Genomic DNA, 13,808 nt, shown 5'->3' with positions numbered 1-13,808 from the left:
GCACCCGACTCCGCACCGCTGCCTTGCACCAATACATCGTTATCTTCGGCGGCATTCACAATGCCATCACCTTCAATCGGCGTGGTGATAGTGACTGCACTGGGCGCTTGGTTATCAAGTGTAATTGAAGTGGTTGCTGCAGATGACGTATTTCCAGCTTTGTCTGTCTGCGTTGCAGATACTGTTAAGCTGCCGTTATTAAGCGCACTGATATCTAACTCATTGCCTGACAGCGTCCAATTTCCGCTTGAATCTGCAGTGGTCGTTTTACTCACCCCACCAATATTAACCGTGACTGTAGCACCAGACTCAGCACCGCTGCCTTGCACCAATACATCGTTATCTTCGCTGGCATTCACGATGGCATCACCTTCAATGGGTGTGGTTATACTGGGTGTGCTTGCACTGGTATCAATGTTAATAGCAAGTGCACTTGATGCACTACTATTATTACCGGCCAGATCTGTCGCAACAACCGTAATAGAATGCGTGTTTGCAGACAGTGCAGATGATGGCGTAAAGCTCCAACTTCCACCTGCAGGCACCACCACCGACCCTAACACACCATCCTTATCTGAAGTGAGTGTTATCGTGTCTCCAGCTGCCGCCGTTCCATCAATGGTCGGCGTGGTATCTGATGTAATATTATCCGTATTTGAGCTACCGGTATCACTTGCGCTGTTTAAGTCTGGAGTACTTGGTACACTTGGAGCTGTTGTGTCTAATGTGACACTCAAACCCGTTGAAGTTGATGATGTATTGTTACTAGCATCCGTTGCTGTTGCGGTAATCGTGTGTGATGTGTTAGATGTTAACGCACTTGTTGTTATCTCCCATGAACCACCGATTGCGGTGCCTGAGCCAATAACAGTAGAGCCTGACACACTGCTAAATAGCTTAACCGTTGATCCTGCCTCTGCAGAACCTGACAATGTTAAAGTTGTATCATTGGTATAATTATCAGTGCTTGAAGCGCCCGTATCTGACGCTGCAGTTAAATCTAATGAAGTGGGTGCATCGGGCGCAACATCGTCACTGACCGTAATGGTAAATGACTCTTGAAAAGAAGAAGTACCATCATGAGATTGCACACACACAATATAACTGCCAGCGTTGATTGCTGCTTGTGTTTCTAATATGCTGCCATTTATCTGGAAACTGCCGTTGCCACTATTGGCTGTACACGTCCCGCTTGTTGACGTACCAGCATTAACTAAACTGTATGTATGACTACTATCATCCACATCCGTGCTACTTAATGTGCCAACATCAGCCCCCGCACTGGTGCTTGATTGAGTCATACTTGATGAAGACAGTGCAATATCGGTTGGCGTATCATCCACTGCAGAAATCGTGACAGTCGCTTGGTTTGTCCCTGTACTATCAGATGTACCATCATTAAAGGTGTAATCTAATGTCACACTACTTGACGGGTCTTCAGACGTATTAGCATAAGTAAGTGATGAAATAACCGAATCAACAATACTTGACGTTGCACTGCTATTAAATGTGAGTTTAATCGTACCAACAGAATTGGTCGTTACGGTGCCGACTGACACACTATTATAAGTAAAGCTATTACCTTGTGTCAGTGCCCCTAATAAGCCAGTGTTAGCAAATACATCCGTGCTATTTGCACCACCATTTCTTGTTATTGTCAAACTGGCATTATTATAATCGCCTGTATTGCCGTTGAGCGCATCAAGTTCTGTATCAGCAACGGTTACATCACTGTCTATCGTGACTGCACTGCCGTTTTCTGTGTATGTTGCCCCTCCATTTAGTGAAGAAAAAACAGGCACATCATTGCTCGCAATAAAAGTGATCACCGTATTCGCGCCACTGTCTGCCACAGTAAATGATAAATTTGATGCCGGCGCATTTGTCAGCGACAGTGTCAACTCAGATATATTAAAATCCGTTGCATCGGTATCAACTTCTAATGTACTTGAGCCATTAAAGCGTACATTGTTAGTCGATAATCCAGTGACACCTGTTATCGTGATCATGTCCCCAATTGCTAAATCTACGATGGTATCACCCGACAGGTCAGACGCACTGCCTATGAAGTTGTCATTGCCACCGTTACCCGTCATTGAATCCGTACCGCCTCCAGGGCGAATCGTATCGGCGCCAGAACCACCCGTGTACGTGTCTGCACCATTTAAGTCAGTCGCTGATATGGTTAACACATCGCCACTAAAAGCACTTGCATTTAAGGTAATAGCGCCCGTTACAGCACTGCCAGTTGCATTGGTTATATCAACCATCCCCCCATCTGAAGCAAAGTTATCTGTTAAGGTAAGCGTAAAATTACTATTTGTCCCTATGGCAACGCCTTCAACAGATGAAACCGATGTGCTGCTAAAATCAAACGTGCCGCCATCCATTAATTTCAGTATTTCGCTGCCAGCACTACCGGTCATTGACGTACTAAAATTACCAATATTAGCAGCATCAATCGCAACGGTTGCACCGCTACTTAAGCTCAGAGTCCCTATATTAAAGTAGCTCCCACCAGAGACATCTGCGCCATTAGATGCAGATACAGTATCGGTTTGGCTTGCATCACCGGTTAATGTGCCCGTGTAAGCACTTGAGCCTATATCAAATGTTATTGCATCTGTTGATGAATTAGCTGTCACATTCGTTGTACCATTACTAATAGTAACTGTTCGCGTATTAGTACTATCATCACCTATGGTATAAGACTCAACGGAAGAAAATGTGGTTAAATTACCATCCCCACTGATAATAATTGTTTCAGAACCAGGCGCCGTAATTGTGCCACCAAACGCGTTGTGCTGACTGGCAGTCATAGTCACTGAGGCGCCCGACGCTAAGGTGAGGTTGTTCACATTAGAAATAGACCCTGCTGATATATTCGCACCACTGCTTAAGCTGAGCGTATCTGCAACAGTATTGTCACCCGTAATAGTGCCTGTAAACGCAAGCGTGCCTAAATCAAATGTGATTGCATCAGTCGCTGAGGTTGCAGTAACAGAATGCCCTGCGCTGGTGACCGTCACCGACCGAGCGTTCGTACTGTCATCATTTAAGGTATAATTCTCAATGGCCGATACGGTACTCACATTACCATCACCAGAAACAGATACTGTTTCTGTACCGCTGCCAGAAACCGTTCCAGTAAAACTAGACAATTGGGCTGCATTAATTGTTACAGTACCACCAGCAGCAACCGATAAATTCTCAAAGCCACTGACGGTCGCACCCGATATATTTCCGCCGTTTGTAACAGCCAATGTATCTGTGCCACTTCCACCCGCTAAAGTCCCTGTCGCACTCAGTGCATTCACATTAACCGTGTCATCGTTACCACTACCCGTTAGGTTTTGTGACGCGCTGCCTAAAGTAAATGTATTCGCTGTACTCAACACATACGTTTCAACCGCACTGTTCCCCGTTAAGCCATCTGTCGCTGAGCTTATGGTGATTGAATCAGTGCCGCTTGCAGTTACTGTTGAAAAGCCATCGTGTTGCGCTTCTGTCATTGTGACCGATGCGCCACCGCTCAATGTTAAAGATTCGAATGCACTGACTGTTGCATTGCTGATACTAGCCCCTGTACTCATTTGCAGCACATCTGTATCGCCGCCGCCATCTAATGTCCCCGTTGCCGTTAACCCAGAAACATTAACGGTATCTGCACTACTACTACCGGTAATATTTTGCGCCGCACCAGATAAGGTAATGTTAAAGGCCGCATTTAAAACATACGTTTCTATGTCTGCATCAGCAGTAACCGTGCCATCTTCATCTGCACTTGCCAAGGTAAATGTATTAGTACCAGTGCCATTTATGGTTGTAAACGTATCGTGTTGAGACTCACTGAGCGTTAATGAGCCATTATTAAAAGTCGAGAGGGTTTCAAAGGTGGTTAAACTGGTAAATTGCGTCAGATCACTGCCATCTATTACAACAATTTCATCCGTCCCACCACCACCTTGCGCGGTTGATCCTGCAATATGACTAGCGGATGCTATGGTAAGTGTTTCATTGTCACCACTAAATGTTATAGCAGGGCTTAAGTTAGTGCCCGATGTGGTATTAAATGATGCTGCAGAACTACTTGCCGCGGTTACATTGGCCACACTGATTACAGCAGTGCCTGTCTCACTATCGACTGTGCCATCATTAACAACAACGGTGACAGTTCGCGATGTGGTATTAGGTGTATCACTCGAGTTATTATAAGTTATTGCTTGTAAGAATGTTGCCACTTCAGCGGTTGTTGCAGTTGCATTCTCCACTTTTATTTCAATTGCATTTGAAATATCCGACTCGCCTGATACGCCAGCTAAAGCATTTTGCGCACTCGCCGACACATTTATCCCTTCATCTTCATCACCTTGACCATTCGTGAGCGTAACTGTAATTGTTGTTATCGTGTCGGTATCTGTAACCGTTGGACTGGTCATGAAACTAACGGCACCTGACCCTTCAGAAAATGAGGCTGTTGTATCATTACCTGATGTGCCGCTATTTAAATCAAGCGCAGGCGGTTCGTTTACCGTAGTGAAATTAAAGGTGGTATCATCACTTATACCTGCAAAACTATTGCCTGCTGAGTCATCTACTGCGGTTGAATCTACGCGCAGTGCATATTGATTGCTCCCAGTTAAATCATTCGTCGGATTTATATAAATCTTGTCGTTGACAATACCAATGCGGCCCGCACTTGGGCTGGTCGTTGCGCCATCACTTTCAGTCGCAACGTTAAACACCTCAAAATCACTTGACCCAGTGACATCTCGCACCGTTATATTACCCGTGCTTAACGCAATATTTTCACTAAAATCGATGACGATATTATCAGACACCGAGACATTAGTACCATTATCTGTTGGCGTTGAGTTTGCGCTGTCAAATGTCGGCGCCGTAGCATCGGTGCCCGTACCACTTAGAGATACGTTATATGAGCCTTCATCAGCATCATCACTCGTTATTCGCAAGTTGCCTGAAACAGCGCCTACTGTCGTCGTTTGTAACTGAACAACAATCGTGCACTGCATGCCAGATGTTAAAGGTTGCCCATTACGAATACATGTACTTGCATTAGTAATAGAAAAGTCGCTACTGCCACTCGTTATCGAAACAGCTGATGTAGTTAAGGTACCCGTCCCTTCATTTTTAACGGTAAATGTCTTTGTAGTAGATTCAGAGCCATTTGCTGCGACATTACCAAAATCTTCACTCGTTGTTGTTGCCCCACTTTCTTCAACATCTATTTCTGGAGACGCGCCACAAGCGCCAGATATAGCTCCAGGGATAGCACTACAGGCAGTTGTCTCGAAGCACAGACCATTTGTTGTTAAGCAATTTCCACTCGCAAATACTTTTCTTATGAGTAAATCACTTTTTACCTGTGTATTGTCGCCAGAAACAATACTCACTTTCTGCTCATGAGTTTCAACTAACCCCTGCTTCTTTAAAAAGCTTAGTGTATTAGTGCTGTCTGAGTTGACTAAGGCAGGTTGAGTTTCTAGTGCTCGGCTAAATACTGAAAATGGGTTGACTGGTCCAGTAGCCATTTTTGCAACGCTTGCTTCTCGTACCGGTTTTTTTAAGGTTTGCTCTGACTCTAACTGGCCATTCACCGTTTCTGCGTATGCCCCATTCGCTATTATCGCAGGGATGGCAGCCCCTAAAAGAGTTTTATTCAAACTTAAACGTTCCATGGTATTTACCCTCGACAAAATTCAAAAATATGGCTAGACAACGCGTCTGCGCTTTGAAGTAGCTCTGGCTTTTTACTGTTCGGCACAACTGCAATATCGTAAATCTGTTCAACATCACCTAAAAACGTCAAATTACCAATCACCTCACCTGTATTTACATCCACTAACCACACTCCACACTCACTCTGTCCATCTAGTAACCTCGGATGTGCTTTAAAACGAATATGTTCTTCTGATTTACGTAAGGTGCTCGTACCCACAAGCATTAAGTCACCAAAGAACGTCATCCCTCGAGTGAAACCTTGAAGTTCACACAAAACTCGACTAACCCCAAGTTTTGGATCGTAGACGTGAATATCCCCATCCCCAGATGCGCAATAGTATACTTTGCCTGCATGGCACCGCGGGGAGTGTGGCATTGAAATACCAGACTTAACGACTTTATTTGCAACAATATCTATCAGAACCCCATTGCTTCCTAACTCATCTCTCCAGCCTTCTGGCGTATCCGATTCACCAAACGCAGTTGCATAACGAGGCTCACCCTCGAGCATTGCCATTCCATTTAAATGGCATCGGTTATCAGGTTTTAGCTCTGAAATAAATGATGGTGTCCATGCGGCAACAAAACTATGATTAGGACTTAATTTACAGAGGCACGAAAACATTGAATTAACTACCCACAAGCCATCATTTCCCCAACCAATATCATGAATATTAATCATACCGGTTGACAGCGTGGCTCTTTCCATAAACAAACTATCGGCAGCCTTTACGCTTTGAATTTGCTCATCCCACTGTTCTCGAAACTCGGTTATATCTTTAAGTTCACTATCTTGTAGCTTTTTTGGTAACGCTTCGTAGCTATCTAAGTTTCCATTGACTACATCTGCATAACCATTGTCGGTTCTTTGAAAATCGATAACTTGGTTTAGTGTTCCAAGGGTAATTCTATCGCTATCTGCATAAAGTCCCATTGGCCTTGGAAATGCTTTTAGTTTTGTTTCTAATTTACCATTATTTGAGCGTACCAAAATAACACGCTGCGACTGGTAGCTTGTTACAATCAACGATATTCCCAACTCAGATAGTATTTTAGGAAAATTATCGCTATAGGTACTGCTAAAGTCCAAAATATTCAACTCAGAATCCATGAATCTTACTACCTTTAATTCTACTCAAAACCACATACTCACTTTTATTTTTTTTCAACTGTATGCGCAGGATATATATTTTCAATCATACTTAAATTTGCCAACGAATATTCAATTCCACATGCCTTTAACTGCGCCACAATGCCAGAGAACATAGCTGCTGATGATGAAGTTCCTCCAAAATGAGCGTACCCATTCAATGAGGTTGATTCAATTGAAGAAGGGACATAATAGTCAACACATTTTCCATAATTAGAAAACTTTGCGCGCTCACCATTATTAATTGATCCCACAGTCACGGTTGTTGCCAATTTCGACAGTTTATTAATCTCACATGCCTTTTTACCGCTATTACCCGCCGCTGCTACAATTATCGGATTATTTGGCAAAGCAGAAAAATCTTCGATCACTTGAGCTGTTATATCAGACAAAAATGATACAACCCAACTGCAATTAACCACATCTGCATTCATCATTTTTGCAACTTGAAACGCCAATATTAGTGAAGACGTCCAAGTAGATACTTGTCTAATGGCAATAATTTCACTTGTCGGTGCAAGTCCTTCAATACCCCTATTGTCGCGCTTAGCCGCAATCACACCGGCAACAAGTGTGCCATGAAAATCAATTGGCGCCTTTGCTCTCGCTGTCATAACTTTCTGATCTGCATCATACTCAAGCAATACTTTTAACTTATCGAACTCTGGGTGTGTAAAATCGAACCCATCATCAATAATCGCAACCCGAACTCTGTTTACGGGGTGTTTGCACAATGAAAGCTTTTGTAGTTCTATTGCACTACTATCGATTTGTAGCTGTTTTTTGCTTGAGCTAATAAGCTTTCTGACAGGTGCAATATCAGGCTCTATCGCCAGTACTCCTTTATGTTCTTTCAACATGGTGTAGACTTCAAAAAATCTTCCTTCATTTGGTGTAACCCAATAAACAGGCTCCTTACCTATATTCGCAATAATTTGAACTTCATTTATTTGACCATGTATTGATAAAACGTCTTCTACTGACAACAACGACTGTATTATTATCTTTTTGTTATACGTGTACTTATTCCCTTCGTTATCTATTAAAAAATCATCATCATATTTAGTAAGAACAACATTATTTTTAGAATATTCAAATTGCACCTTATCAAAACTTACCTCTGCATATACTCCTTTGACAAACAAACACCCACTTGAAATTAAGCAGCAATAGACTATACGCCAGCTTAGATATTTCAAAATTAATGCATAACTACCCACACAACACCTTAAAAAGATATACATCTTATTTCCTATACGAACAGCGCCTCTTTGTCCGTAATACAAAAAAGCACAGGTTTTAAAATGAAAACCTGTGCTTTTTGCATCAATTTCTTGGTGGATAAATCCCGTCTAATGCAATGCAAAAATTCAGAGCCAATGCAGGTTGCATATTCTCATGCGGCTGACTCCCACCAGATGCAGCTAAGCTGCTACTGCTCATAAGATTTGTATTGTTATCCAATGGCGCTGTATATCGTAGTACGCCACCAGAAGAACCTACATCAATCGCTAGTTGGTTATTACTTGGCTGCTCTGTATTCCCAGCTTGAAACACACCTGAAATAGCATGGTCATGTTCAGGAAGCTCTAAAGGAGTAAGCGAAACTTGACTAACGCCGCCATAAGTAGAGAACACTCGATCTCTCAACCCTAAACCTTGCCCTGCTTGCAATGGCGCTCTTCCCCGTAAATCTGGAATCTTAAATGATGTTCGTCCGTTACCACCAAAATTTGTTCCAAGCAAACTAAATAACGCACTAAACTGCGCTATGCTCATTAATTGACCAGCACAATTAGCCCAAGACTCTGGACTATATACTTGACCAAAAATTCGAATTTCTGCCATAAATGGGTCAGCCATACTATGCCTCCTTTAATTTCTTGATGGAAAAGTACCTGTTAGGCAAATAATAAAGTTTATCGCCAAGTAAGGCATCATATTGGTATGCGCTTGACTCGCTCCGGCAGATTGAACTGCGCCCTCGTTAAGTGCCTGTGTTGCTCCCGTAGGGGTGCCAGATATATAAGTTGATTCCGAAGTTGGGCTCATTGCTAATACGTTCCCAACCGCAGTTGAAGTATTCGCTTGATTATTACTCGCTTGCAAACGATGCGTATGAGGCGGTATTTGCGCTGGCTGAAGCGTAACATTCTCCACTCCAGTTTTTGCCCCAAGTGGATAATTTTGTAGTCCAGGACCTTGACCGAAATGAACAGGCACACGGCCTCTTAAGTCTGGTAACTGAAAAGATGAACGTCCATCACCCCCGTATTGCGCCCCAATTAATGCAAATAAGGCTTGATTTTGGTTGATTCCAAGTGTCGCCCCACTGCAAAATGCCCATTGCCTCGGTGCATAAGTCGTGGCTATCATCTTTATTTCGCCAATAAATGAATCAGACATGCTTTCTCCTTATTAATTTCTTGGTGGGAATATACCATCAAGAGCAATACAAAAGTTAAGTGCTAGTAGGGGTTGTATATTAGTGTGTGATAAACCGCTGCCACTGCTACTAACGACCTCCTGAGAAAGCTCTGTTAAGTTTGACGGTGAGTTATATACAAACGGTTCTGTCGATGTACCTTTCCTATCCTTTGATTCAGAAAAGATACGATCAGTAAACGCAGGGCTATCGGCAGCAATAGTGGCTGTAGCGAGTACTCCATGAGTATGGGCAGCCATTTGGTCCAGCGTTAACGTTACATTTTCCACTCCAACACTCGTTCCGGCTTTAAAAAAACGTCTTTCAGGCTCCGAAACCCCATCCCCGATAGGGGTCCGACCGCGTAGCTCTGGTAAGTTAAAGTTACTTCTACCATCACCACCAAATTGAGTCCCCAACAATGCAAACAGTGCCGCGTTTTGCGAGATCGCGATTACCTCACCATTACAGAAGGCCCAGTCTTTTGGCGCAAAATTGAATGCAAATGGCTTTATTTCTGACATATACGGATCTGCCATATAAATCTCCTTACTCACTTAATTAAACGGATTGCTTAGTCTATTAAATACTGAATACGGCAAGCTACTTTTGTGTCGTAATGTATATCTCATACTCTGTTTCATTATTTGGAGATAAAAATAATTCAGCTTCACCAAATGAATCATGTGTTAATCTATATGTGCCTTGCTCTAAAGGTTCATCTGCTTTGCCTTTGAGTATGACGCGAAATGCATCCCATTGCTCTCCATTGAGTTTCGTTCTATCAACTGTTGATACCTCTAACTCTACTTCACCATCTTGACCAGCTACTTTTACAACTGCTCCCTGTGCACTTTCAACATTTTCAAACGTAAATTTATCCATATTAAACCCCTATGCTTACTTTTACTTAGTTACACACCGCTCATTAACTTCACTGGGTGCGGGTACCACACCATAAATTCATATGGTGGGCTAATAGATTCAACTTGAAACCCTAAACGATAATATAACTGCTTTGCTGCCACATTATTTTGTTCAACAGAGAGCGTTAAAGGTGCACCCGACTGTAATGCCGCACTTTGAAATGATTGAATGATTGCGGAGCCAAAGCCATGTCCACGGGCGCTGGGTAAAAACCCAATGTCGACAATGCGGATTTCGTTTGGGCCAAAATCGATTGTTGCTTTACCTATCGCTTCATGGTGCTTTTCTATAATAAAGTACATTGCATTGGGAAACTTATCTCCATATCCTTCGGTTTGAGCCCGAAATTGCATTTCCACAATCGACTCTACGAAATCTTTTTCTCCATCAATTAGCTGTAAATCCTGGCGCATAGAATGGTGCAGCTTTTCTAAAAAAGGTTTATCTGCTGTATTAGATGGCCTTATATTGAGCCCTTTTGGAATATTAAATTTCATTACCTCGTTATCTCCTTAACTTACTTTTTTACAGCAATATGTTTTGTTTTTAGAGTTCATAATCAAGTTAAATAGCCACTCATTAACATTGCAATCTATGACAAGGTTAATCCTTGACGTATCTCCGGTGTTTTTCACTGAATGTTCCGCATCGGCATTTATATACCAAACACTATTTACAACCATCGGCACAGTTGCGCCGTCTACTTGAAACTGAACTTCTGGAGAAATCTCTAAAGGAATATGAATACGCGCTTGTGATGAAGCCTCAAGACTGAGCCCTTGATCTCTATGAGGTTTAATATATGAATTAGCATGTAAACGCATCAGACGTACAGACAAAACGTCACATTCGAACCGATCAATAAGGGCCCTAATAGAGGGCAAATGTTTCAAATACTGACTTTCTACCCAAGGGCTTTCACAATTGTGTGAAAATGCTTGTAAAATGATATGGCTATCTAGGTGCTCTTTGGGAATTATTAAAGGCAATACATCCCAATCTCCGTCATAGCAAGAGGTATTTACGTGGCTTACCCAGTCATGGCTTTTTGCAGCTTCAATATCAGATGATAGCTCCAAGCCTTCTAACAATAGGTCTAACGGTGCAAACGCCAAGATAGGCTCAGACATCCAACTTCCTTATAATTATTTGTGAGATAATGTATGCCTCTACATAATCTATCCATAATCATACAATACGATTAATTGCTTTAATATAAATAATTACACAGTTTGGCGTAATTCCAAATTACAGCGCATTACACTGGCAAAAACTGCCCAAATATGTGCTTAACTCTTTCTCAATATTACAAAAAGCGTATTGCTATCTTTTAGTAGCTGCATCAAAATATAGCCTACTTCTAGCCATTATCAACTATTGATAGTCCATTTCAATCGCATGTATTTCTTGCTCCGACACCGCTTTCAGTAAGCCACTTAGTATCACTGCCTTTTCATGATTTTGATCTGAATAACCTATAAATTGTCTTTGTGAGTGAACCAACTCAGGTAGAATTGAGACAGGTAAATTAAATTGAGAGATGATCTTTTCAGCCCAGCGTCTGTCTACTAACACCGCACCTACACGATTAGATGACAAAATGTCAAACAGTGCCTTGGCGTCTTCATCTGAACCTTCATAGTAAGAACGTTTAATAATAACCGCGTTGATATCCGCCAAGGTCTTTAGCGCTGCTTTTGGGTAGGGGTATTCTTGTGCTATTACTACACTGAATAAAGGTAACGACTTAATTTTTTGTAACGTTAAAAACTGATTATTAACGTTTACCGCCAATGCCATTTCCCATACAGATACGCCATGCTCTACGAGATTTAAAGAGTCTGAATGGTCTAGATGTAACGTAAAGTCATATTTACCACTTAAAACATCATCAATACAACGCTTGTAAGGAAGTTCAGTAAACGAAACAGAAATGTTGTGATTGTTTAATACATACTTAAGTAAATCAACTTGAATGCCTTTAGCTTCACCTGCGTCTTCGACAAAGCTAAATGGCCACCATCGCGAAAAACAAAAGCTATACGTGTCTGACTGGGCAATTACATTACAATGAAATAGCCAAATAAAAATTACCACCCATTTCATGCCTAACAACCTATGAACTGCGCTAATACTTAATTAAGCGTAATCGGTTTTAGACTAGGTGCAAATAAACACACTGTATTTTATTTCAATTACCCCAACCTTCAAGGCTAGCGTATGATCGGCAGGGTATTACTTAGCAGCACACATAACACAACACCCAGTGACATAATAAACCATAGCTTTGCAAATTTTGTTTGTTGACATGCATTGTAATAACACTGGGTGGGGTTATCCGGGTCAATCAAAATAAACGTAGGTTCGTTGGCACTAAATGAGTCACATAACTGGGTTCTATAAGCAGTTTGACAACTATATTGTTTCTCTAAAAAAGTAAATTCAACTAATAAACTTTGCTCAGACAACATTTCCATCGGACCCGTTTTATGCTGCTTCACTTTTATTAAATTATTGACTTGTACTTGTCGCCACACGCGTTTTTTTAATCGCTTTCTTTTACCTTGCCAGTATAATAACGACGCCATAACCAGCATTACTGCGCCTAAAACCAATAACCAGTTCATAAAACCAACCTATACACTAAATGCGCCGTTAGCAAATCACTTAACGCCATCCCGACTGATTTAAACACAGTAATATCATCACCTGAACGTACAAAACTGACATCATGTAGCTCACTTAGTTCAGCAACAACAAACGAGCTATCGATCAGTCCTTCCGAAATCGGAATGAGTACTTCCCCCGCTTCATTAAGCACGTTTACGCGGCTATCTACAAACAATTTAGAGCGGGTAACCGTTATCGAGTCACATTCTCTGTGTTGTTTATGGTGATTACCTATCAAATCAACATGGGCTCCAGGCTTTAACCAAGCGCCATCAAAAAGTGGCTCATGAGATCCGGTTGCACAACTGACTATATCTGCACTGTTTATTGTGGCTTCGTTTGCATTTTCAGATATAAATTCAATACCTTTAAACTTGATAGAAAGCGTTGAAATTAATGATGCTACTTTTGCTTTATCACGAGCAACCAAGGTCACTTTTTCTATCGGTCGTACGGACAAATGCGCTTCTATCATATAAAGTGCCAAATTACCGGAGCCAAAAAATACCAAATGACGGCTGTCAGGGCGAGAAAGGTAAGAAGATGCCAAAGCAGACACGCTTGCGGTACGCCAAAACGTCACGCTTGTACCGTCAATCAATGCTAATGGTTCACCATGTTGTCTGTCGAAAAGCATAATTTTCGAGTATAAGCTTTTAAAGCCTTTCTCTGTATTACTTGGAAAATAAGTGAATGACTTAACCCCAATGACTTCATTGTTCCATGCCGGTAACACCGCAAAAGCATCATGATTGTTCGCATCTTCTGTAAGAGGAAACACCTGTCTTGGTGGCGTACCAGCAGGCTTTGCAAACCCTATTTTTAGTGCTTCAATCACAGCCTTAAAACTTAAACTGCTGTGTACTTGTTGCTCTGAGATGATATGCATATCTC

The 13,808-nt window shown here is 41.9% G+C and carries 12 protein-coding genes; all 12 read right to left on the bottom strand.

What is annotated here, in order from left to right; genetic code table 11:
* A partial coding sequence (locus J8M01_RS22320) for an Ig-like domain-containing protein (protein WP_211059384.1) occupies positions 1-5,699 on the bottom strand: 5,699 nt, incomplete at its 3' end.
* Between the two features lie 5 nt (positions 5,700-5,704).
* Positions 5,705-6,853 (bottom strand): TIGR03032 family protein, encoded by a 1,149-nt coding sequence (locus J8M01_RS22315; protein WP_211059383.1) that lies wholly within the window; start codon positions 6,851-6,853, stop codon positions 5,705-5,707.
* 44 nt (positions 6,854-6,897) lie between these two features.
* Entirely contained in the window at positions 6,898-8,136 is a 1,239-nt protein-coding gene (locus J8M01_RS22310) for a S8/S53 family peptidase (protein ID WP_247671235.1), read from the bottom strand.
* An 82-nt stretch (positions 8,137-8,218) separates the two neighbouring features.
* Positions 8,219-8,755 carry a tail fiber protein gene (locus tag J8M01_RS22305; protein ID WP_211059382.1) on the bottom strand — a complete coding sequence of 179 codons (537 nt, stop codon included), beginning with the start codon at positions 8,753-8,755 and terminating at the stop codon, positions 8,219-8,221.
* A gap of 12 nt (positions 8,756-8,767) precedes the next feature.
* Complete coding sequence (locus J8M01_RS22300) at positions 8,768-9,298, bottom strand: tail fiber protein (protein WP_211059381.1); 531 nt, start codon at positions 9,296-9,298, stop codon at positions 8,768-8,770.
* A 12-nt stretch (positions 9,299-9,310) separates the two neighbouring features.
* On the bottom strand, positions 9,311-9,856 hold the full coding sequence (locus J8M01_RS22295; protein ID WP_211059380.1) for a tail fiber protein: 546 nt from the start codon (positions 9,854-9,856) through the stop codon (positions 9,311-9,313).
* Positions 9,857-9,920: 64 nt separating this feature from the next.
* A complete protein-coding gene (locus J8M01_RS22290) occupies positions 9,921-10,202 on the bottom strand; it encodes a hypothetical protein (protein ID WP_211059379.1) in 282 nt (93 codons plus the stop codon).
* A 29-nt stretch (positions 10,203-10,231) separates the two neighbouring features.
* On the bottom strand, positions 10,232-10,741 hold the full coding sequence (locus J8M01_RS22285; protein WP_211059378.1) for a GNAT family N-acetyltransferase: 510 nt from the start codon (positions 10,739-10,741) through the stop codon (positions 10,232-10,234).
* Between the two features lie 15 nt (positions 10,742-10,756).
* Positions 10,757-11,374 (bottom strand): aspartyl/asparaginyl beta-hydroxylase domain-containing protein, encoded by a 618-nt coding sequence (locus J8M01_RS22280; RefSeq protein ID WP_211059377.1) that lies wholly within the window; start codon positions 11,372-11,374, stop codon positions 10,757-10,759.
* A 244-nt stretch (positions 11,375-11,618) separates the two neighbouring features.
* On the bottom strand, positions 11,619-12,350 hold the full coding sequence (locus tag J8M01_RS22275; protein ID WP_211059376.1) for a transporter substrate-binding domain-containing protein: 732 nt from the start codon (positions 12,348-12,350) through the stop codon (positions 11,619-11,621).
* 107 nt (positions 12,351-12,457) lie between these two features.
* Entirely contained in the window at positions 12,458-12,871 is a 414-nt protein-coding gene (locus tag J8M01_RS22270; RefSeq protein WP_211051022.1) for a hypothetical protein, read from the bottom strand.
* Positions 12,868-13,803, bottom strand: coding sequence for an ornithine cyclodeaminase family protein (locus J8M01_RS22265; protein ID WP_211059375.1), 936 nt, complete (start codon positions 13,801-13,803; stop codon positions 12,868-12,870). Before J8M01_RS22265 ends, J8M01_RS22270 begins: the two co-directional genes overlap by 4 nt.
* Positions 13,804-13,808 lie beyond the last annotated feature (5 nt).

The organism is Pseudoalteromonas sp. MMG005, from assembly GCF_018101015.1.
Taxonomy (GTDB): Bacteria; Pseudomonadota; Gammaproteobacteria; order Enterobacterales; family Alteromonadaceae; genus Pseudoalteromonas; species Pseudoalteromonas aurantia.
This window is presented reverse-complemented; position numbering and strand designations above follow the sequence as displayed.